General features: G+C 52.5%; 21 protein-coding genes and 1 tRNA gene. 3 read left to right on the top strand and 19 right to left on the bottom strand.

Going from position 1 to position 20,313, the window contains the following annotated elements:
- Window positions 1-11: 11 nt before the first annotated feature.
- Window positions 12-914, top strand: coding sequence for a TIGR01777 family oxidoreductase (locus NYE26_RS04685; protein WP_339254235.1), 903 nt, complete (start codon window positions 12-14; stop codon window positions 912-914).
- 42 nt (window positions 915-956) lie between these two features.
- Here NYE26_RS04685 and NYE26_RS04680 read toward each other — a convergent pair whose 3' ends face one another.
- From NYE26_RS04680 to NYE26_RS04620, 13 genes are all read right to left on the bottom strand, one after another.
- Window positions 957-2,669, bottom strand: coding sequence for a DUF6382 domain-containing protein (locus NYE26_RS04680; protein ID WP_339254233.1), 1,713 nt, complete (start codon window positions 2,667-2,669; stop codon window positions 957-959).
- Between the two features lie 38 nt (window positions 2,670-2,707).
- Window positions 2,708-3,217: an A24 family peptidase gene (locus tag NYE26_RS04675; RefSeq protein WP_339254231.1), complete on the bottom strand. Its 510-nt coding sequence runs from the start codon at window positions 3,215-3,217 to the stop codon at window positions 2,708-2,710.
- Window positions 3,218-3,242: 25 nt separating this feature from the next.
- The gene (locus tag NYE26_RS04670) at window positions 3,243-4,235 is read right to left on the bottom strand and encodes a TadE/TadG family type IV pilus assembly protein (RefSeq protein WP_339254229.1); all 993 of its coding nucleotides are present in this window, start codon (window positions 4,233-4,235) and stop codon (window positions 3,243-3,245) included.
- Between the two features lie 13 nt (window positions 4,236-4,248).
- Window positions 4,249-6,408 carry a hypothetical protein gene (locus tag NYE26_RS04665; RefSeq protein ID WP_339254227.1) on the bottom strand — a complete coding sequence of 720 codons (2,160 nt, stop codon included), beginning with the start codon at window positions 6,406-6,408 and terminating at the stop codon, window positions 4,249-4,251.
- A 241-nt stretch (window positions 6,409-6,649) separates the two neighbouring features.
- Window positions 6,650-7,315: a TadE family protein gene (locus NYE26_RS04660; protein ID WP_339254226.1), complete on the bottom strand. Its 666-nt coding sequence runs from the start codon at window positions 7,313-7,315 to the stop codon at window positions 6,650-6,652.
- The gene (locus NYE26_RS04655; RefSeq protein WP_036727518.1) at window positions 7,312-7,500 is read right to left on the bottom strand and encodes a Flp1 family type IVb pilin; all 189 of its coding nucleotides are present in this window, start codon (window positions 7,498-7,500) and stop codon (window positions 7,312-7,314) included. The genes NYE26_RS04660 and NYE26_RS04655 overlap by 4 nt, the downstream gene beginning before the upstream one ends.
- A gap of 13 nt (window positions 7,501-7,513) precedes the next feature.
- Window positions 7,514-8,386 (bottom strand): type II secretion system F family protein, encoded by an 873-nt coding sequence (locus NYE26_RS04650; RefSeq protein WP_339254224.1) that lies wholly within the window; start codon window positions 8,384-8,386, stop codon window positions 7,514-7,516.
- 18 nt (window positions 8,387-8,404) lie between these two features.
- On the bottom strand, window positions 8,405-9,205 hold the full coding sequence (locus NYE26_RS04645) for a type II secretion system F family protein (RefSeq protein ID WP_339257317.1): 801 nt from the start codon (window positions 9,203-9,205) through the stop codon (window positions 8,405-8,407).
- A 53-nt stretch (window positions 9,206-9,258) separates the two neighbouring features.
- Window positions 9,259-10,530, bottom strand: a complete 1,272-nt coding sequence (locus NYE26_RS04640) for a CpaF family protein (protein WP_339254222.1) — start codon at window positions 10,528-10,530, stop codon at window positions 9,259-9,261.
- On the bottom strand, window positions 10,527-11,687 hold the full coding sequence (locus NYE26_RS04635) for a hypothetical protein (protein WP_339254220.1): 1,161 nt from the start codon (window positions 11,685-11,687) through the stop codon (window positions 10,527-10,529). Before NYE26_RS04635 ends, NYE26_RS04640 begins: the two co-directional genes overlap by 4 nt.
- Before the next feature lie 195 nt (window positions 11,688-11,882).
- Window positions 11,883-12,302, bottom strand: a complete 420-nt coding sequence (locus tag NYE26_RS04630) for a thiol-disulfide oxidoreductase DCC family protein (RefSeq protein WP_339254218.1) — start codon at window positions 12,300-12,302, stop codon at window positions 11,883-11,885.
- A gap of 107 nt (window positions 12,303-12,409) precedes the next feature.
- Window positions 12,410-12,688, bottom strand: a complete 279-nt coding sequence (locus NYE26_RS04625; RefSeq protein ID WP_036727511.1) for a hypothetical protein — start codon at window positions 12,686-12,688, stop codon at window positions 12,410-12,412.
- Window positions 12,689-12,969: 281 nt separating this feature from the next.
- Window positions 12,970-13,404 (bottom strand): organic hydroperoxide resistance protein, encoded by a 435-nt coding sequence (locus NYE26_RS04620; protein ID WP_036727509.1) that lies wholly within the window; start codon window positions 13,402-13,404, stop codon window positions 12,970-12,972.
- Window positions 13,405-13,575: 171 nt separating this feature from the next.
- Here NYE26_RS04620 and NYE26_RS04615 point away from each other — a divergent pair, with 171 nt between their 5' ends.
- Window positions 13,576-14,055 (top strand): glutathione peroxidase, encoded by a 480-nt coding sequence (locus tag NYE26_RS04615; RefSeq protein WP_036727508.1) that lies wholly within the window; start codon window positions 13,576-13,578, stop codon window positions 14,053-14,055.
- 118 nt (window positions 14,056-14,173) lie between these two features.
- Here NYE26_RS04615 and NYE26_RS04610 read toward each other — a convergent pair.
- Window positions 14,174-14,256: transfer RNA gene (locus NYE26_RS04610), tRNA-Leu, on the bottom strand.
- Between the two features lie 83 nt (window positions 14,257-14,339).
- On the bottom strand, window positions 14,340-14,717 hold the full coding sequence (locus tag NYE26_RS04605; RefSeq protein ID WP_036727506.1) for a helix-turn-helix transcriptional regulator: 378 nt from the start codon (window positions 14,715-14,717) through the stop codon (window positions 14,340-14,342).
- A gap of 146 nt (window positions 14,718-14,863) precedes the next feature.
- On the opposite strand from NYE26_RS04605, the gene NYE26_RS04600 reads away from it, so the two are divergent.
- Window positions 14,864-15,061 (top strand): hypothetical protein, encoded by a 198-nt coding sequence (locus tag NYE26_RS04600; RefSeq protein WP_036697411.1) that lies wholly within the window; start codon window positions 14,864-14,866, stop codon window positions 15,059-15,061.
- Between the two features lie 217 nt (window positions 15,062-15,278).
- Here the strand turns inward: NYE26_RS04600 and NYE26_RS04595 are convergent, their stop codons facing one another.
- From NYE26_RS04595 to NYE26_RS04580, 4 genes are all read right to left on the bottom strand, one after another.
- Window positions 15,279-16,091: a carbohydrate ABC transporter permease gene (locus NYE26_RS04595; protein WP_076082389.1), complete on the bottom strand. Its 813-nt coding sequence runs from the start codon at window positions 16,089-16,091 to the stop codon at window positions 15,279-15,281.
- On the bottom strand, window positions 16,088-17,014 hold the full coding sequence (locus NYE26_RS04590; RefSeq protein ID WP_339254213.1) for a sugar ABC transporter permease: 927 nt from the start codon (window positions 17,012-17,014) through the stop codon (window positions 16,088-16,090). The genes NYE26_RS04595 and NYE26_RS04590 overlap by 4 nt, the downstream gene beginning before the upstream one ends.
- A gap of 76 nt (window positions 17,015-17,090) precedes the next feature.
- On the bottom strand, window positions 17,091-18,437 hold the full coding sequence (locus NYE26_RS04585; RefSeq protein ID WP_339254211.1) for an extracellular solute-binding protein: 1,347 nt from the start codon (window positions 18,435-18,437) through the stop codon (window positions 17,091-17,093).
- A gap of 143 nt (window positions 18,438-18,580) precedes the next feature.
- Window positions 18,581-20,311: a histidine kinase gene (locus tag NYE26_RS04580; protein ID WP_339254209.1), complete on the bottom strand. Its 1,731-nt coding sequence runs from the start codon at window positions 20,309-20,311 to the stop codon at window positions 18,581-18,583.
- Window positions 20,312-20,313: the final 2 nt, after the last annotated feature.

The raw sequence follows: 20,313 nt of genomic DNA, 5'->3' as shown, positions 1-20,313 counted from the left end.
GAGCAACCTCTATGAAATATATCATTTGCGGAGGCAGCGGATTCATCGGCAGCGAGCTTACCGGATATTGGCTGCAGAGCGGACATCAGATCATCAGTGTCGGGCGCAAGAACCCCGAGAACAAGCTGGATCATCCGGGGCTTAGCTATCTCACCTGGGACAGCCTGGCCGCCAATCCTGAAGCGGCAGAAGGCGCAGATGCGCTGATTAATCTTGCCGGAGCTTCGCTTAGCCAGCGTTGGACCCCTAAGGGGAAGCAGGCGATTATGGAATCACGTCTTGAAACCGTTGCCGCTGCCGGTAAGCTGCTGAATTCACTCCAGCATAAGCCAAGCGTGATCGTCCAGTCCTCAGCAGTCGCCATTTATGGTACGTCGGTGCAGGATACCTATACCGAAGCTTCCGAAACCCGGGTTGTCGATTTCCCTTCCGAGGTGGTCAAGACCTGGGAGGAGGCTGCGGGTGAAGCCTATGCCGGTATCCGTCTGGTCAAGCTGCGCACCGGGGTTGTGCTTGGGAATGAGAGCGGTGCTTTTCCCAAAATGAAGCTGCCTTATTCGCTTGGCTTCGGCGGCAAAATCGGCACCGGTAAGCAGTGGATGTCCTGGATTCACCTTACAGACATTGTGCGCCTGATCGAATTCTGCATTCTCCAGCCTGAGATCGAGGGTCCCGTTAATGCCACAGCTCCACAGCCGGTCACTAATGAACAGTTCGGACGGATGATCGGCAAGGTCTACCATCGCCCGCATTGGTTCCCCCTTCCGGCGTTTCTGCTAAAAACTGCTGTAGGCGAGCTGTCCGAGATTCTGCTGGAAGGCCAGCGTGTGCTTCCTTCCAAAGCAATCAATCACGGCTTCACCTTCAACTATCCCACGCTACAGCCTGCACTGGAGCAACTGAAAAATCAGTAGGCTGCTGCAAACGCACCATTCCATTCATCACATCTACCCCTGCTAAGCTGTGCGAAAGGTATAGGTACCCTTAACAATGGTGAACACGCTGCCTTCGGTCAGCGGGTATTCTTTGTAGGGAACCATAGCTTCACCTGCAAGCAGCGTCCCATTCCTGGAATCCAGATCCTTCAGAATGTATCCTCCTGAGGCTCTGGAGATTTCAGCATGGACCCGTGAAGCCCCCTCCGATTTCTCAATGTACTGAGCCACTTCAGAGGAGCGTCCAATAATGAAGCTTGGGCGGTTCAGCTCAATTCGTTCGGGAGCTCCCCCGTCATCCGGGTCGCTTCTTTCCAGATAAGGCACTGTCCTTCCGGCCTGGGGAAGACTGCTGCCTGTAGCCTGAACGGGTTCCCAGGTCAGCAGCGCTGTAGCCATCGCCGCTTCCTTCTTCTGCGGACTGCTGGCGGTCATTCCCGCCGGAGCCTGTTGTCTGCCAGCCGGTGTGGCTGTGAATCCACTCTTCCCCACTGTTGCTTCTGGTTGCTGAGGAGTGTGGACCGGTGCAGGAGGACGATGCTGATTTACCGGATTTCTGCTGAAATCCCACTCCAGGTCGCTCCTCAGCTTACGGCTCCGGGCTGTACTGTTATAATCCTCTGGCTCCTCCCCCAGAGCATCCATCTCTTCCTCTGCTTCGCTCCAAGCCAGCCTCCCACTCCATACCAGCCAGCATGCAACCGCAAGTATCAGAGTCACCGCAGCACAAACTGCCAGCCACAATGTGCGGGGGTCATTCAGATACAGAAACTTCCATAGTAACGCATCAACTAATAATGCCCCCAGCAATATATACGTCCTGTGAGGACTCTGCTTGTCCTCAGCCTGAACAGGTCTCATTGTTGTACCCGTTGCTGCCTGAACTCCTGATAATACATCCTTCCGCTTCAGTTGCGGCGTACCGCTCATCCAAGGCGTGGGATTAAGCATCGAACCGGAAGGCTGCGCCTCCTTATCTCCATGAACACGGGAGAACGCTGCGGCCGCGGACCTCTCCCTTACCGGTTCTTCCAGTCTGCGAGCCTGAGGCTGCGCCCAGTCTATCCTCGTTCCTGGTACGGCGGCAGAGGTGCCTGCGCCAGCCATAGGACTTAGATGTGCAGGCTCATTTCGTTCAACATGGTCCTTATGGGGTGTAACCTCCGTCAGCATTTCTGCGAGCAGCTCCTTCAGCCCCGCCGGACTAAAGGCTTCTTCCCCGCAATATTGCAGCAACCGCTGTATCCCGTCACCCGATAGCTCCTGGATGGCTCCCATGAAGACCATGATCAGCGATTTCAAGGCTTCTCCCGGCTTCTGTGCAGGCTCTGTGAGTTCCAACGGAATATAAGTCAGGAAGACCTTGCCGCTGCTGAGCGGACCTTCGATAAAGATAAAATCCTCATGAAGTGCATACTGCTCTGTACGCAGCATATACAGCTGCCCCACCTCCATCCCGGCAGCGATCTGCAGCATCAGCCCGAAGAATTCCGTCATACTCAGCTTCCCGCTCTTAAGCAGCGCTCCAAGCATTTTACGTCTTGCAACCGTGTATTCCAGGGTAACCTGCAGATCTATTTCTCTAAGCAGCAAGCGTAAATGATGCGGTATCCCGCTGGTCATCAGCATCCGGGCCTGCACCATATTCAGCTCTCCTGCGCTCAGCCCCCCGGATTTGCCCAACAGCATCGTTATTCCATCCTGCTGGATGAAATCACGTTCTAGTCCAAACAATCTCTTCACCTCCTAAGCTGTCAACAATAAGCGCCAAGTCAGAAATAAATATAAGCACAGATGAAGCCCGGAAACACGGCCAGCATAAAGGGAAACCGGAGTAACTCCCCCTCCCGGCCCTTGGCCAGACTCATATTGCGGAGCAGCAGGAACCCGGCTGTTCTGCTAATCATGCTGCGTAGCCTGCGTCCTGTCTCCCTCCTGTAGAGAATGATGATCCAGCCTACGACTGCCCCCAAGAGCACCGAATAGACAATAACCTGAAGCGAGAAAAGCACTCCTGTCCAAGCGCCGATAGCCGCAAAGAGCTTCACATCGCCAGCCCCCACCGCCCCGGTAAAATACATAATCAGCAGGAGCAGGAAGCCTGCTACGCTGCCGCAAAGTGAAAACAGCAGCCCCTGCCAGCCATTGATAATCAACTGCAGTAGCAGTCCGCTAATCAGCGCAGGCAGTGTAATCCAGTTAGGAATTCTCATCCAGCGTATATCTGTGAATAATGCTGCTGTCAGGAACGGCAGGCAACCCCATAACGCCCATTCCGTCATCCGTGCTCCTCTTTTCTCTACTCTTTTATTTTTTGACCACTGTAAAAGTCGCCTGAAGCGTAGCTCCATCAGCCAGACTAACCACGAAGGGCCAGGTACCCGGCGTAGTATTCACGCCGATCTTCCATTCCCATTCGATGTACCCTTGCTCATCCGCTTGCTTCCAGCCCAGATACTTGGCAGTACTCTGGCCGCTCTTATAGAAGATCGACAGATTGGCCGATGCCCCGGGAGGCACCTTCACCTTGATAATGCCCTGGTGATTCGCCACTCCCGGATTCGGCTTCTCCAGGATCATAATGGTTCCGGTCTCCTCAGCAGGTTCAGCCGGATTTCCTTCCCCGGTTGAATCGGTGTTGCCGACCCATAAGCGTTCAACTGCGCTGGCCTCCAGCACGATTTTTTCATTCAGGAACGGGACTCGCATTGGCAGCTCATAGCTGACTACCATACCGAAATACGGATGCGTCCCTTGCCTCAGATCAGGTACAGTAACATTAGATACATGAATTCTGCTATATTCTAGCCAGTCCGATGATAGATATGGCCGGAGCATCGGCTTAAGCACCAAATCCAGCGCGGCCTCGGACGCTCCTGCCTGCACCTTCTGCAGCGGCCCTTCTCCCTCCCGGACCACAGCCTTGACCCAGGATTCCATCGGCTGCGGAAGCTTCTCCACGTAATCCTCACTCCATTCCGTTATCGACAGGCGCGGTATGCTCCAGATGGTGGAGGAGTCCGCATCATCTGAGTGCTCAGCCTCACCTGCTTCTCCGGCTTCCTCCCCACCTCCCCCCTCCTGCTGCTGCATTGCCAGAGCTGCGGGGTACATATGGGTTGAGATTATTTTGACAGTGTCAGAAGCCGTACTCTGCAGCGCTGTTGAATACATGGTCATTTGGATAATGAAGATGAGGAACAGGACAAATAGCAGGAACACAGGCAGAATCAGTGCCGCCTCCACAACCATGCTGCCTTCATCCTTAGGGTCCGGCGATTTCCTCAGCCACCGCTTCATTCTACCCTCCCCCTTAGTAAGAAAAGTCAGCCGCTGCTTGTCTGTAATAAACTTTCCCCCGTACATCACCTGGCAGTCCGGCACTGTAATTCACCAGCTTCACTACACCCGGCAGAAACCAAAGCTGCATCCCCATCGTGATTCCGGCGGAGGCATATGTATATTTCTCTGCCGGATTGATACCGGTATTCAGGCGGATAAGCGCAAGCATCCGGGACAACTGTTCTTCCCCTCCCCCATGCAATAGGAGAAACAGCCGAAGATAGTCACGATAGCTGAGCTGTGCAGTCATATATTTGGATAAGGGAATCTCCCCCTTGGTGCAGAGCTGTATCATATCCTGGATAGCCTGCTCAATGCCGTAGAGCAGTGCAGCAGCCAGGACGACAAGCGGATTCCCCATACCTGCTTTCTCAATCAGGCCTTCCATCGTCCGCACAGCCAGCCGCAGAGCAAAGATCTCGCCATAAGCGGCTGCCACATTGCCTGCAGGATTATAGAATCCGTACAAAATATATTCCAGCTCTTGCGCCTGCGGCTTCAGCTGTTCTCCCAACTGCTCACCGAATCCTTCAGCAGATCCGGAGGCCAGTGAGGTTAGCACAGACAGATCGAAATGCCGGAAATACATCGCAGAGTACTCCGTCTGGTACAGCCGGTCTCTGGCTCCTGCCAGCACACTGCCCATAGCAGCATATATCCCATCCATATCTTTCATGGACGATTTGCCCGCAGCGTATTGATCACCAGTGTTCACAGTAGCCCCCGGCTCCTGCTCCAGACCTTCGTTAAAGGCCACATTCTGCTGGTAGTATTGACGCAGACTACCATACTGCTCCATCGCTTCATGTGCGCTGCTTCCCAGCGCCCGGATCTGATCCAGCAGCTTCATCGCATCGCCAAGCTTCTTCTTCGCCTGCCCTTCTATCTGCTTACGCTGGCTATCAGCAGTGCGGCGGTTCTCAATCTGTTCCGCTTCCTGCGTTATAACAGTACCGTTTTGCCCGTAGCTGCTTATATAGCCGTGCACTGCCCGGGAAGCATTAAGAACCCCTGCGCTCATAAGAGAATAGTCGGCATACAGCCCGGATGCTGTACTTAATATAGACGGCAAGCCGGAGACCAGCGGCTCCAAGGGAAGCGCGGCACTTCGCTGTACCCCAATGTTATTCCCCAGCTCGCTAAGCTCAGCCGGGGGAAGGATAAGTCCCTCCACCTGTGCTCTCAGCTTCTTAAGAGGCTCTGAGCTAAGCTCTCCGGCCGTGTCCGGAATGTCCCAGTTATGGGCAGGATCATCCCCCGCAGTACTGGCATCCGCATCCGCCTGATCAATTACACTCTGCATCTGAAGGTTCAGCGCGTTCACCTGCTCAAGTGCAGCCTCTGCTTCATCCAGCAGACGGCTATTTTTCTCCTGGAAGTCCGCCAGCACTGCCGGTATCTTGCCTGTTACTTCACCAATCTGAACCTGATACTGCGATAGCACTGCCGTGTACTTCGGCCATGTCTTGGGGGGACGGTAATAATCGTCATAATATTTGTTAACATAATCCCCGTACATCGCCGGGATATCGGAGCTTGCGGCCAAGGATGCAAGCGAACGCGCCGGAATACTGTCACCCGGAGGATTCATCAGCAGCTTCTGCAGGTTCTGCGCACTGTCAGCAGCTTCCTTGCGCTTCTTCAGCATAAGATCCAGCGCTTCCTCACGCTGATCATATAAGGGCTGCAAGTCACCCAGTATCTCTGTTGTCCGTGAAGCCTCCGTCATCGCCGCCGATAACGGCTTAAGCTTGCCTGCCAGCTCCAGGGCGAAATCAACCGGCGCTTTGTACTTCATCTCTTCTATAATCTGCCGCCGGAAGACCTCATAGGTACCCAGCGGACGGCTCCAGTCCAGTGAAGAGGAATCGACCATCACGGGCAGCAGGTTAAACGCATCCCCCCGTCCGCTCTCGTACAGATTGTCATTAAGCACCTTCGATAGCAGTTGATTGCCGTCCCCGCCGCCGAAGGCGAATAAGCCATAGTTCTCGCGCAGCTCAATGTCATAAGCGGACATTACAGAGCGTATAGCAGCTCTCGCCAGACGTTCCTCCTGCACATTCACCGCCGCAATCCGTGCGTAATCGATCAGCACAGCATTAAAAAGAAATACAAAGGCAAGCACCATAATAAGAAAGATAGATACCGAACCTTCCGCTGAGCGAAGACATCTGACAATATATCCTGGTGACCATTTGCCTGTGCCTTGGGATGTACTACTGCTAATAGGATCACCGCCGTAATTCAAGCAGCGGCTCCGGCCAGGCGATTTGCTTAAGCACCTGCTGTGACTGAAAATACGCATCCGAACTTCCCCTTAACCTTATTCTTGAACACCCCGGTCCAAGCTGCTCCATCACCAGTCATCCTTAATGCAGCTTATCAAGCATCTGGGCTGCATGCTTTTTCTCCGTGCCGGTGCCCTCCTTACCGGCGGAGGAATCCTGTTTGAACTTCGACCCGTAGTAACGCATGAGATCCACTGTTCTTATGAATTCAACAGGCTCCGTAACGTAGGAGCGGGCATACACCTCAGGTGCGGCTCTATCGGCTAGCAGATTGTCCAGAACAGGCAGATGTAGCACTTTCTTCAGCTCCGTACTGATTCTGCGGCCAGTCAATCCGTAGACATAGCTCATTTCTCCCTGTAATCCGGCAGGCACCATCTGTGATGCCCGGCGCAGCTTCACTACCGGCAGAGGCCCTCCTTCTTCAGCATTACCAGGCAGTGTAATGGCCGTACTGCCATTCTCTGCTCCTGAACCGAATAGCGAAGCCAATAGTCCATCCTCACCGATTCTCCAGTACAGCGGATCAACATTTCCGGTCTGGAATTTTCCGCTTACCGCCCGGTTACTATTCTCCCAGTTATAAGCAGCCCGCTCCGCAGTAGCTGAGGCAATCTGCAGCAGCATCGACTTCTGATAGCTGTATAAGGAGAAGAACAGCAGCACCATCGTAATCCCCATAAGCATCGGCAGCAGAAGTGAAGCCTCGATAGTGAAGCTCCCCTCATCTTCCCGCAGCGGAATCACTCAAAGACTTCCTGACTCTTATCTCCGGCCGTGCCGATCAGATCCTTAACCACCTTCACAATCTCCTCACGGAATACCAGAACGACTGCAATCAGGACAGCAATGATCAGAATCATCTCCAGTGTTCCCAGCCCCTCTTCATCTCTCCAAAAACTTCTTACTCCTTCTGCCATCTGCGTTAACATACGCCTCTACCTCCTACATTTTTAACATCATAATCGCCGGTGTTCCCACCAGCACAATCACAATCAAGAAGATAACCACCATCGGAAAAACCAGCTTCGACGATGCCTGTTCACCGCGTGTGCGGCTGATCGCCTTCCGCTTCTCCCAGAGCATCCGTGACAGATCCCGCAGCGATAGAACAAAGTCGGCCCCGCCTCTGCGGTAATTAAGCAGCACTGTAGTGGTGAAGATGGAGACCTCCTGTACAGCACAGCGCTTACTGAAGTTCTCGAACGCCTGCTGGAAGGAGTAACCGCCGTCCCATTCAGCTGTCATCTTCATTAATTCAGCGTAGAGCGGATGGGCGCTATCCCCATGACGGCTGTTCACACAGCGGACAATCGCCCGCTGAACCGTCTCACCTGCGCCGACCAGCAGAACAATACTGTTCAGCAGCTCAGGAAGCTCCAGCATAATATTCTGCTCCCGTACACGTACCTTTTTGTGCAGATCGCTAACCATCGCCACCGGGAGTGCAACTGCCAAGAGCCCACCGAGGATTATTCCCGCCTGCTCTCCCGTAAAGCTTGTCAGCGCACTTCCTCCTGCGGCAAGCAGCCAGCTGTAGCTAAGCATCTCCCCCATAAACAGTAAGGTCCGTTCTGCACTGTAACGCATACCATAGATCCGCTGTAGCGAACGTTGTATCCGAAACATCACAGAGGGGAGATAACTGGCGATTCTGCCCTGTTCTACTAGTAACAATAGAGGCTCACCCAGCCGCCGCAGCCGCAGGCCTTCCATAGGCAGCTCCCGCAGAGCAGCATAACGGCTGCCGCATCTCATCCTCAGAATGAGCCAGCCTGCTGTGAGCAGAAGCAGAATCGCACCACAGATCAATGACATCCCTTCACTCACCCTCCTTCACAGCGAAATATCCATGATCTTATGGGTCCAGAGGTAACAGAGGAACAATGCAATCAGCGCCAGTGTAGACACCGCTATTCCTGCCCCAGTATACATAGGTTCCATATAGTCTCCGGCGCTCAGACTCATGAACATCACCATCATCAGCGGAGAGACCAGCAGCGCCTTCGCCTCGAATTTCTTTTGGGCTATACTGACTGCGATGTCCTGCTGGATATCCAGCTTCTCGCCGATGATGGATGATGTGCGGCGTACGATCTCAACCAGATCCCCGCCGGTACGCTTGCAGACCATGAACACATCTGCGAAGCGCTCCACATCCTCCATTCCTGCTCTTTTGCTGAACTCATACAGCGCATCTTCAATCGGCTCCCCGTTCTCCATCCGGGCACAGATAATATTCAGCTCGGAGATCATGTCACTTGCGCCTTCCGGGTCAAGCATCCGCAGATCCTGCACCGCCTCGCGGAAGGCATTCTCCACCGAACGTCCGGCCGAGAGCGACGAAGAGAGCGAGAACAGCATCTGCTTGAATTGCAGATTCAGCGCAGCCCGGCGGCGCTGCAGCAGATATTCGCGCAGCAGCCGCGGCCCGTAGGCGCTCCCGGGGACAAGCAGTGCAGCCAGGAGCAGCCGGTGATAGAACAAGTAACCAATACCGAACAACAGGGCGCCGGCACACAGAATGACCAGTATTTTTTGCAGGGAGGTCAGCTCATATACGGTATAATCCGGCAGCAGCATCTGCTCTCCCCCTTGAGATGCGCCAACCGGCAGTACGGGCGGTGTCCACTTCATGAACCCTTTGCGTCGCCTTGCTAGGGGATGCCGGTCGCTCTTCTTCATGACGTTCAAGGTACACTCGCCTCCTTCGCAGAGCTTCTGCTCTCATACTGCTTGAGCGGATAATCAAGGATTCCGGCCATCCGCAGCTTGTCTGTATGCAGAAGCGGATGGCCGCAGACCTCAAGTCTCCCCTGCACCCGGCCACCTTGTTCGCCCGACTCCCGAAATTCATATAGTGGATTCAGTATGACTTCGCCGCTGCGGATACCCGCAACCTCACTAATCTCCATCACCCGGCGTGAGCGGTCACGCAGCCGCGACAGATGCACGAATATATCGATCGCTGAGCTGATCTGCTGACGTACGACGGTTACCGGCAGATCAGCAGCGCTGAGCACCATGGTCTCCAGGCGGCTGAGCATGTCCAGCGCACTGTTCGAATGGCCCGTTGACAACGAACCGTCATGGCCGGTGTTCATCGCCTGCAGCATATCCAGACATTCAGCCCCCCGCACCTCGCCGACGACAATACGGTTCGGCCGCATCCGCAGCGAGGTGCGGATCAGATCACGGATCGTGATCTCGCCCCGCCCCTCTGTGTTAGCATTCCGGGTCTCCAGGGAGACCAGATTCGGAACCGTAACGATCTGCAGCTCTGCCGAATCCTCCACCGTAATGACACGCTCCTGCGGCGGGATGAACTGCGACAGGGCATTTAGAAAGGTTGTTTTGCCCGAGCCAGTACCCCCGCTGATGAAAATATTGTATTTGGCAGCAACCAGAATCCGCAGCAGCTCAGCCGCTTCCTCCGAGAGCGCTTCACGCCTCACCAGCTCCTTCATCGTCATCGGTGTCTCCGGAAATTTGCGGATGGTCATAGCCGGACCCTTCAGCGCGGCAGGCGGCAGTACGATATTGACACGCGAGCCGTCCTGCAGCCGCGCATCCACAATCGGCGAGGATTCATTGACCACACGGTTGACGCCGGAGACGATAATCTGAATGATATCCTCCAGCCTGCTCCCCGATTCAAAAGCCAGCGGCAGCCTGCGGATCATCCCCTCTTCCTCGATAAAGATCTCTTCGTGGCTGTTGATCATAATCTCAGTGATCGCCGGATTATCCACCAGCGGCTGAAGAATATCCAGCCCCCGGAAGGAATCGAACAGCTTCTTCACCAGCTCGTGCTTCTCCTGGGCAGTCAGGAGGCGTAGTTGTTCCCTCTCCAGAATGATCCGTTCAATATAAGCAGCCAGCTCATCATTCCCGATGACCGAGGTAACATCCAGTCCTGCACGGATGTCGCTCCGCAGGGCGCGGAACATCTCTTCATTCATACAGGAATCCCTGTGAACACCCCAGGCAATTCAGGCTCTACGATAGCTCTGGAGAGCTGCTGAATGCCGTCAATGAATAGGGGAGAGCTTAGGCAGAGTTCTCCATAATGCTGTAACCCCCAGGATGGAATATACGGAAGTACAGCATCCAGCCGGAGTGCAACGGATAGCGGCCCTTCATTCTCCACTCCGGTGCAGCCGTTCATGACGAATCGGCTCCTGTTCACCAGCTCCGGCTGCATGTTGGAATGAGGACTGGCAATATAATCGAGCCAGCGTTCCGTCTTGCGGATACTGGCCTGGTCATTCTTCAGTACCCACAGCAGAATGCCGCACCGGATCAGAACAGCTTGGGCCCGTTCCTCTTCGATAGCGCCGGTGTCTACAACAACCACATCATAGCTTCCGGCTCCGGCCAGCCCCTCCAGTAGATCCAGTGTGTCCTGCCGGGACATTTGGAGCATCTCCTTGAAATTCTCTACAGGCCTGAAGGCATCACACCGCAGACTGTCATGTCTGAACGCATAATCGGTCCATTTCGGCTCCCCTCTTCCTCCCTTATTCTCTGGTCCTCCGGCCTTTAGCTCATATAAGAGCCGCTCCAGACCGGGAACATGGCTGCCCGGCATCCGCAGAATGAATCCGCTGCTGTCCACACTCTCCAGATTCAGATAGAACACGGACAGGCCAACCGCTCCAAGCTGCTTCGCCATGTTCAACGCTACCGTAGTTTTGCCGCTGCCGCCGCTAGCCGAGACAATCCCGAGCAGCAGCGTTGCTTCCTTAGGCAGAGCAGTCGTCCGGACCCGCTTCAGATCACTCAACTGGAGAATCGCTTCCAGCAGCGACGGCAGTGCCTGATACTTGGCAATATGCCTTCCCCCTGCCAGATCCCGCCCATTCGGCAATTCTCCGCCTTCGCTTAAGACTGCCCAGGGAACTGTACTTCTCCCTTCCACCAGCCAGGCTTCAATGAAGGACGGGTCCCCGGCTACCGCATCCGGCAGCTCATCGCCTGTCATAAATTCCATAAAAGCGTCCAGTCTGCTGAAAGCCGTAATCCGCAGCATCTCCGCGTATTCGCTATGGTGCAGATAATGCAGTAGCGGTTCAATATATTGGCTCTCCCGGACTGCAAGCACGATTCTTGCCGTCATGAACTCCTCCTCCTCTCTTGAATACATGGAAAAAAGAACAGCAAAAAAGCACCGCCAATAACCGTGAATACGGTCATTGAACGGTGCTTCCGTTACTGTTCCTGTAATTTACTGCTATAGTAGCATAGATATAAGAAGTCAGCAATAACTTTTTCACCACTATTTGAGAGAATCCCTCAGAATCCCCCTTACCGGCTACAGAAATCTGCGCTTCATATCCGGTGTCGGCAGCAGACACTGCTCATCCCTGCCGAACCAGCGGTAGCGGTTCCTGGCCACAATCCTGTACATAGCGTTACGCAGCGATCCCGGAATTAGGATGAACACATATGCGGCAGGCCACGGGAACCGGAGTCTGCGGGCAATCCGCAGCACTGCTGCCGATTTCGTATAATACTTGCCGTTCTCTATCAGCACCACAGTGTCTAATTGCTGCTCGGGCAGACCGCCTGCCTTAAGCAGTTCCCGGGCCGCATCACTCTGCAAGGAAGCGAATTTGAAGTGCGCCTTGGGATCACGCGGAATAATGAACCGGACAATTCCCTGGCACAGATGACAGACCCCATCGATCAGCACAATAGATTCGCCCTGCACTTCCTTCCGCTCTTCAGTCACATCGCCGCCCCCTTCCTCTTAAGCATAGTGTAACATTCCTATCTCCTTTTGAAAAAAAAGCAAAAAACGCGGGATAGCTCCCGCGCCTACAACGTCCGTTCGTCTAATTATTCTGCAATAGCCTTGTTAATCCATTCGTCCCCGGTCATTTGCTCTTCGAAATCAGCAGTGAAGGATTCCATGCATTTGCAGATGAAATCTTTGCGGCATACCGGACAAGGAGTCTTGAGCAGGCGGCTGATGTTCGTCATTTTCCATTCCGGAAACCGGTTGTAGAACGCGCGGCACTCCGTTCCGTCAGCAAGCTTGATAATGAACTCGTACAATCCTTCCTTATCATTGCTGCTGGCTTTGGTCACATTCGTAATACTCGGTTTGTAAGACATCTTCATCACCCATTATTTAAATTTTTGGTAGTTAATAGCACGCGCGACATTAACAGATACTTAGACATATTAAAGAATTTCCGGGGTGATGTCAACCAAAGTACAGGCTCCTGCAAGCTATTTACCACACTTTCGGCCTTCTCAGACTCTATTTAGCCATTATTCCCAGCTTTGTCCATTCCTACCCGTGGTTCTGCGTCTCTACATAACGTAAGACCAGACATTGACTGTCTGGTCTTACGAATAAAGCATGCTATTCAATTGAACATTGCTATCTATCTCTACAGAACGTTCAGTTCAACCTCGATATTTCCGCGGGTCGCCTTGGAGTAAGGGCAGAAATCATGGGCTTTCTTAGCCAGATCCTCTGCCACAGAGCGCTCAATGCCCGGCAGCTTCACATCCAGTTTCACGGCCAGCTTGAAGCCTCCGTCGCTCTCGTCCTTGCCGATCAGCACATTCGACGTAATCTCGACATCCTGCAGCTTTACGCCTTCTTTACGGGCAATATTAGCGAGGGCACTCTCATAGCACGCACCATAACCTGCCGCGAACAGCTGCTCCGGATTTGTCCCTGCACCACCAGGACCTCCAAGCTCCTTCGGAATTTTGAGATCATGCTTCAGCGCTCCGTCGGACGATTCCACCGAACCTTCACGGCCTCCGCGAACCTTGGCTGTAGCAGTATATAGGGGTTTTAGTTTCAATGTACTCATCTTTAAAATCTCTCCTTTTTAACACAAATTTTGTAAGAACACTTACACTTAACTTAAACAACCTCACATTTTTGAAACGACCCGGCAGATTGTTACCTTTTAAAACTTGCTTCCGGCGGTGAATAGTGTACAATTAAATTGTGATAAATCAATGTTCGGGAGGAATCATTCATGAATGTCCATGATTTTGAAGCCAACACCCTGCGGGGCCAGGAAGAATCACTCTCCAAGTACAAAGGCAAGGTTCTGCTCGTCGTGAATACAGCCAGCAAGTGCGGACTCACCCCGCAATATAAGGGTCTCCAGGAAGTGTACGATAAATTCAAAGACCGCGGTTTTGAGATTCTGGGCTTCCCCAGCAATCAGTTTGCCGGACAGGAGCCGGGTGAGAGCGAGGATATTGCCGAGTTCTGCGAGATCAATTACGGTGTATCCTTCCCTATGTACGAGAAAATCAATGTCAAAGGCGCCGACGCCCATCCCCTGTTCAAGTATCTGTCCAAAGAGGCACCGGGAGTACTCGGCTCGAAGAGCATCAAATGGAACTTCACCAAGTTCCTGGTGGACCAGGAAGGCCGTGTGCTGAAGCGGTTCGCCCCGCAGACAACACCGGATCAGATCGAAGAGGATATCGAGAAGCTGCTGCGCTAGAGCGGATTCAACAAAAACACCCTTCATACCCGGATTAGTTCCGTGCGAAGGGTGTTTTTGAGTTCAAAAAAAGCCGAAACCCTTGAATGATCAAGGATCTCGGCTTTCATGAAAAATATGCGGTAGAGAGGACTCGAACCTCCACGGGTATACACCCACTACCCCCTCAAGATAGCGTGTCTGCCATTCCACCACTACCGCGCGGTGTGTCTAACGTTGAAGCATTGTTTGAGGCCAACATTCAATATTATAAATCGGTTGCGCTCAAAAGTAAAGGTAACAGCTTAAGAATTTTCGCCTTTCGTATCCTGATCCTTGTCCTTATCCTTACGATACTTGGTAAAGGCCAGATATTCCTTAATAAAGTTCTTTTCCTCCGGCAGCAGCTCCTCCGTTTGGCAATTCAATTGCCGCATTTGGCCAAAAAAATAATCCTCGCCGCTTTCCTGAATCGTCTGGGGCTGTTTGCCCAGGATCAGCCAATCTAAGCTCACATGAAAAAATGCAGCAATCTCAATCAGCTTATGTGTGCCAGGCGTAGATTTGCCACGCTTCCAGTCTCCCATATTGCCGGTGCTGATTCCGAGCTGTGCACAGAAGGATTTCTTCGTAATTCCTTGCCGTTTAATCAATAATTCAATACGTTCATAGATGGATTGCATCAGTCAACTGCCTCCCCAAAAAATATAATACGTAAAAACGTTATTTTTTATTGAAAAATGACGTAAAAAAGTATATAATTAACTATTATTATATCTTTACCTATTTTATATCATACCGGCTGGATAGTCGATACGAGGTGAGCAATCTGAACAGCAAACGCCCTATTACTGCCTACGGCTGGGCCATTAAGCAACGTCTGGCAGAACTGCACTTGGATCAGAAGAAATTCTGTGAATTACATGACATCCCACCCTATCGGCTGTCCAACCTGATTCACGGTACGCGCAAGGCAGACAGATACCGCCGTCAAGTAGCTGAATTATTGAATCTGCCGCCATCTTAGTTCCAGTTGGAGCAGCAGTTCTCCATGTGTGGGCCGACCGGCATTATTCTTCTTGTAGCTACTGTTATTCTACCTTATCCTGGCAAAATCCTTCTTTTCCCGCGCACTCTGTTAATACACAAAAAAACCTCTCCGGTGAAATGGCTGAGCGTACTCCATTTCACCACAAGAGAGGTTTCTTTCCTGCTATTTCCGGTTGATTACCTATTCATTGTGTTCAACCTTTGACCGCTCCGCCGGTAAGTCCTCTGACCAGGGTCTTGGAGCCGAACAGGAAGAGAATAATCAGCGGCAATGTACCCAGTGTAAGCCCCAGAATACTAGCTGAATAATCCGTGCGGAAGACGGTGGACAGATTGGCAATGCCCAGCGGCAGCGTGTACAGCTCCGGCTTGTTGATCGTGACCAGCGGCAGCAGATAGCCGTTCCAGGACCCGAGGAAGGAGATCAGCCCCAGGGTGCTGATGGCCGGCATGAGGAACGGAACAACAATTCTTGTGAGAATAGCCGGTTCCGAGCAGCCGTCGATCCGCGCGCTCTCAATAACCTCAGTCGGGACGGAGGAGCGGATGAACTGGGTCATGAAGAATACGCCGAAGGCATTATTCAGTCCGGCCAGAATCAGCGGCGCATGGGTGTTGTTCAGGTGGAACCATTTCATCTCCATAACATAAGCAATCAGGCCCAGGTGCCCCGGAATCATCATCGTCAGCAGAATGAAGCCATACAGCGCATTTTTACCCTTGAATTCATATTTGGCAAAAGCAAACCCTGTAATCGAGGCCACCCCAACCGTCACCAGGGTGAACAACACGGCAACATAGAAGCTGTTCCAATAATTCCGCAGGAAGCTGGCGGACATGATCGTCTGCAGATTCTCCAGCAGATAGCCGCTGGGCAGAATCGGAAGCTGCTTGAACAGGTCCTCGGAATAGTAGGTTCCCATCACAATCATCATATAGAACGGGAACAGGAACGCGATAGCGATCAGGCTAAGCAGCAATACGGTAAAGAATTTCTTTGCTCTCATTTGTCGTCACCGCCCCTGTTGATCCATTTCATGCCAATTACTGAGAACAAGGCGATGAACAGGAAGGTGCCGTAAGCAATCGCTGCCCCTTTGCCGTACTTGAACGCACTGCCGTTGAAGGAAGCATCGAACATGTACCAGATCGGTGTGAAGGTAGAGCCGTCAGGCCCTCCTACCATGCTGGAGCCGGAAGCCCAGCCGCTGAACAGCAGCATCGGTTCTTCCACCAGCTGGAGGCCGCTGATAATGGAGGTAATAATCAGGAACAGGTTGATCGGCTTCAGTAGCGGAATCGTAATGCGTGTGAATACATCTTTGGAAGAGGCTCCATCAATGACTGCTGCCTCGTAGATAGAAGTATCAATACTGGCCATCCCCGCCGTGTAGAACATGACGAAATACCCAAGATTTTTCCAGAAGACCATCAGGATGACTACCCAGCGGGAGGAACTGGCGGAGCCCAGCCAATTAATCTTCTCCTGAATAATGCCCAGCTCCATCAGCATATTATTGAAGAACCCGCCCTGCCAGTCGAACAACAGGGAGAAAATAATCCCGACAGCGACCGGAGTTGTCATATAGGCACTGAATACGCTGAGGCGGAAAAAGGTTTTGCGGCGGATCAGCTTGCTTTCGATAAGGCTGGCTACCAGCATTCCCATAAGGACAAGGGCCGGAAGGTATACCGCCATGAAGATAATAACATTGAGCAGGGATTTCCAGAAGAAGGAATCATGGAAAAATAACTGCGTGTAATTGCTGAATCCGATGAAATTCCGGTTGCCGTACAAATCCCAGTCGGTAAGACTGATATATAGAGTGAAGAGAATTGGGAACAAGCTCAGTACGGCGTAGGATAAGAAATAAGGCGTGATGAACAGGTACGGCCATTTATTTTTGCTGCTAATTCCCTTCGTTTTCATGATTCTTCACTTCCTATCCGTTAAAACGGCAGCCTGTTCTTTCGAGCGGGCCGCCGCTTTTTATATAGTATATGGTCTATTCAAATGTCAGTTCTGGATGGTTCTTCTTCAACTGCTCTTCCCACTTGTCCAGGGCCTGCTTGGCATCGAAGCTGTTATCCTGCGCCATGACCTGAAGCACCAGCTCAGAGGAGCTGTAGATATCCTGGTCGTATTTGGTCACCGCTTTGGACTTCATGTTCGGGAACACCTTCTCTACCCAGAACTTTCCAAGATCCTGTCCGCCGAAATATTCATCCGCCCCGGAAGATAGCTTGGAGGTATCCTTGAAGAAGGATTTCAGCGGCAAAATATAATCGGAGGCGGCGAAGTTGGCTTCAGCGCCTTCGTCCGTGCCTAACAGCCAGTTGAGATACGCCCAGGCCGCATCTTTATTTTTGCTGTCCTTCCAAATGCCGATGGTCGTGCCGCCATATGGATATCCGCCTTCCGGAGGCACCATCAGGCCCCAGCGGCCAGTGCTGGCCTTGTCGTTAGGCTTGATTACGAATTCTGGCGACCAGTTCGCTGCCGGATAAAAGATTACGTTGTCCTGCGAATACGAAGCATTCCAGGTCGGCGACCACATCGCCAGCTTGCCCTCAGCGTTATTGTCGCGGATGGATTGCAGCTGCGTGAAGATCCGCAGCATCTCTTCGGTATTCACTTTGGTTCCGTCCACAACAGCGGTTGTACCCTGGTTGGAGAGGATGGTATAGGCATCCATCAGGCTTCCCAGCATGAAGGTCTTGCCGCCGCTTTTCTCATAGACTTCCTTGCCTTTGGCAATAAAGGTATCCCAATCGGTGAACATGGCGGTCAATGCATCGGGATCATCTGTTCCGAAGTATTGTTTAGCCAGGTCACGCTTGTAGGCCAGTGCCCCAGGCGAGCCGGATTGCTCCAGACCGACAAGCTCTCCCTTGCTGTTCGTCAGCAGCGGAAGCTCAAAGTCGAGCAGATTGGAAGTATCGAATTTGTAGGGCTCTTCGGACAAGCTTTGCAGTACGTTAAGCTCATAGAGAGCGCCGCGGAAGGCCGCTTCTCCCCAGATAATATCCGGCAGACCGGAGCCTGCAGCGATAGAGGTCTGAATTTTTTTCAGATAATCCCCCGCCGAGACTTCAACGAACTCCAGCTTGACATTCGGGAACTTCTCGTTGAACTTGGCTCCGGTGCCCTCGAACCAGGCTTTGTCCCAGCCCCACACGGTTAATTTACCGGAAGCGTTTGCAGGATCGCTTGAGGTGCTCGCAGGGCTTGCGCCGCTGGAGTCCCCGGAAGCGTTGTTGTTTCCATTACCGCAGCCGGCCAGCACCAAGGTGAAGCATAACGTTAAGACAAGCGCTATAACCGATGCTTTTTTACTGAATAGATTGTGCAAATTAAGATCCCCCTTGCATCTGTTGTGACAGCGGGCGGTTCCTGTAATGTCTTCCGTCCGTCTGTATAGTAGTACTATAAGCTTGAAGGCATCGCCCAACAATTAGACGATCCGATGATTTTGTATAAATAATGATAGTCTTCTCACTCCGCCGATGGCGGCCGTGAGGGCAGAAGAACCGATACCCTGGTGCCTCCCTGCTCACTTGAACGGATGACCAGGCGGCCTTCCTGCCCGTACAAATACTCGATTCGTTCCCGGATATTCCACAGTCCAATCTGTTTCATCGCCCCTGAACGAAGTCGCGCCGGCGGCAGGGTTCCATTCGTAATGGCCTGCGCCTTCTCCTGGCTCATCCCGCAGCCGTCATCTCTGACCGAGATCAGCAGCCTTCCGCTGCGCTTACGGATAATGATCTCAATACGGCCTACAGACTCCTTCTCCGCAAATCCATGGAAAATAGCATTTTCCACCAGCGGCTGGATCAGGCTCTTTGGAATATAGTCCCCTTTCGCCTGTTCTTCCACGCTCCAGACTACCTCGAACCGGTCGGCATACCGGTACTTCTGAATGGTAACGAAGTGATTGATAATGTTCATCTCCTGCTCCACCGTGATATACAGACCAGCATCGCCGATATTGACAGCATCATGCAGAATGCCAATGAAGGATTCAACCATCTCTTCGATCGCGGCGTAATTCTTTTTGCGGGCCAGATATACCACGGTGTTCAGGGTATTGTAGATGAAGTGGGGGTTGATCTGGGCGAACAGCAGCTCGGCCGTCATTTTACGCTTCCAGCGCTCCTGCTCCACCTTCTCACTCATCTGCCGCTCAATATCGCCAAGCATCGTCTCAAAACCATTCTTCAGCACAGACAGCTCATCATTGCTGCGGAACGAGAGCTGAACATTATAGTTGCCCATAGACACCTGCTTCATCGCTTTGGTCATCTGCAGAATCGGACGGATAATATTGGAGATAATCGGAAGAAACAGCAGAAAGCACAGCACCAGACACAAGGCGAGGAAGACGGCCCAGTAGCGGACAATATAACCCACCCACTCATAGAACCGTTCATTGGAGGTAAAGGTGGAGACAGACCAGTCCGATTTCTCAAAAGCGCTGGCCAGATAATAACCCTTGTCATGCTTAACGACTTGAATGTCCGGGCTGTCTGCGCTCAGCGTGTGGGTAGGCATCTCAGTGGCGGTGCCTTGCTGATAGAGCAATGATTGACCCGGGCCGATCCAGGCTACCTGGTCGAAGGACTGGCCCAAGTACTGGAACAGACTCTCAAAAGCTGCGTAATCAATATTCAAAAGCAGCACTCCGCCATACTGGGGATCAAAACGGATAAAGAAGCTGACAATTTTTTTGCTCTCGGGGTCCTGGATCAGATGGGGAGCTGTGAACCCGCTTTTGGCATTGTTCTTCAAGGCATCCTGATACCAGTCCTCTTGCAGCAGCCGTTCAAAATACGGATCAATATACAGCGAGGACCAGAAAATCTTCCCATCAGAGCGGACGATGGCCGAGCTCTCAAGGTAGTCCCGCAGCACATTAAATTTGGTCAGCTGAGTGACCACATCGCGGTATGCACTAAGCTCGTCATACGTAGAGGAATACTTCAACCTTGCAGCGAACTGCTGAAGCAGCTCATCGTTGACCATATTGGCGGCATATTTCTGCACATCGTCAATCATATGGTTCATCTGATTCGTGGTCTGCTCCAGATGGATGGTATCCTCACGCAGGGCCTGCGCTTCGAGAATCGAAGAGAACTGCTCATACGCCAGGGCACTGATGGCCGTTACCGACAGCGTAACGATCAGAATCACGCTGCCGAGAATTTTATTCTTAATTTTTCGCATAG

Origin of the sequence: Paenibacillus sp. FSL P2-0136 (assembly GCF_037975325.1) — a bacterium.
GTDB lineage: Bacteria > Bacillota > Bacilli > Paenibacillales > Paenibacillaceae > Paenibacillus_AQ > Paenibacillus_AQ silagei.
Note: the sequence above shows the minus strand (reverse complement) of the source record. Positions and strands in the feature narration are given on the sequence as shown.

What these genes read in the sequence shown, in the direction of transcription:
- NYE26_RS04670 (WP_339254229.1), bottom strand. Translation starts at nt 4,235, where the DNA reads ATGAAGCGGTGGCTGAGGAAATCGCCGGACCCTAAGGATGAAGGCAGC.
- NYE26_RS04580 (WP_339254209.1), bottom strand. Translation starts at nt 20,311, where the DNA reads ATGCGAAAAATTAAGAATAAAATTCTCGGCAGCGTGATTCTGATCGTT.
- NYE26_RS04590 (WP_339254213.1), bottom strand. Translation starts at nt 17,014, where the DNA reads ATGAAAACGAAGGGAATTAGCAGCAAAAATAAATGGCCGTACCTGTTC.
- NYE26_RS04620 (WP_036727509.1), bottom strand. Translation starts at nt 13,404, where the DNA reads ATGAGTACATTGAAACTAAAACCCCTATATACTGCTACAGCCAAGGTT.
- NYE26_RS04655 (WP_036727518.1), bottom strand. Translation starts at nt 7,500, where the DNA reads ATGTTAACGCAGATGGCAGAAGGAGTAAGAAGTTTTTGGAGAGATGAA.
- NYE26_RS04615 (WP_036727508.1), top strand. Translation starts at nt 13,576, where the DNA reads ATGAATGTCCATGATTTTGAAGCCAACACCCTGCGGGGCCAGGAAGAA.
- NYE26_RS04675 (WP_339254231.1), bottom strand. Translation starts at nt 3,217, where the DNA reads ATGACGGAATGGGCGTTATGGGGTTGCCTGCCGTTCCTGACAGCAGCA.
- NYE26_RS04650 (WP_339254224.1), bottom strand. Translation starts at nt 8,386, where the DNA reads ATGTCATTGATCTGTGGTGCGATTCTGCTTCTGCTCACAGCAGGCTGG.
- NYE26_RS04665 (WP_339254227.1), bottom strand. Translation starts at nt 6,408, where the DNA reads ATGGTGCTTGCCTTTGTATTTCTTTTTAATGCTGTGCTGATCGATTAC.
- NYE26_RS04640 (WP_339254222.1), bottom strand. Translation starts at nt 10,530, where the DNA reads ATGAATGAAGAGATGTTCCGCGCCCTGCGGAGCGACATCCGTGCAGGA.
- NYE26_RS04685 (WP_339254235.1), top strand. Translation starts at nt 12, where the DNA reads ATGAAATATATCATTTGCGGAGGCAGCGGATTCATCGGCAGCGAGCTT.
- NYE26_RS04595 (WP_076082389.1), bottom strand. Translation starts at nt 16,091, where the DNA reads ATGAGAGCAAAGAAATTCTTTACCGTATTGCTGCTTAGCCTGATCGCT.
- NYE26_RS04605 (WP_036727506.1), bottom strand. Translation starts at nt 14,717, where the DNA reads ATGCAATCCATCTATGAACGTATTGAATTATTGATTAAACGGCAAGGA.
- NYE26_RS04635 (WP_339254220.1), bottom strand. Translation starts at nt 11,687, where the DNA reads ATGACGGCAAGAATCGTGCTTGCAGTCCGGGAGAGCCAATATATTGAA.
- NYE26_RS04645 (WP_339257317.1), bottom strand. Translation starts at nt 9,205, where the DNA reads ATGAAGTGGACACCGCCCGTACTGCCGGTTGGCGCATCTCAAGGGGGA.
- NYE26_RS04625 (WP_036727511.1), bottom strand. Translation starts at nt 12,688, where the DNA reads ATGTCTTACAAACCGAGTATTACGAATGTGACCAAAGCCAGCAGCAAT.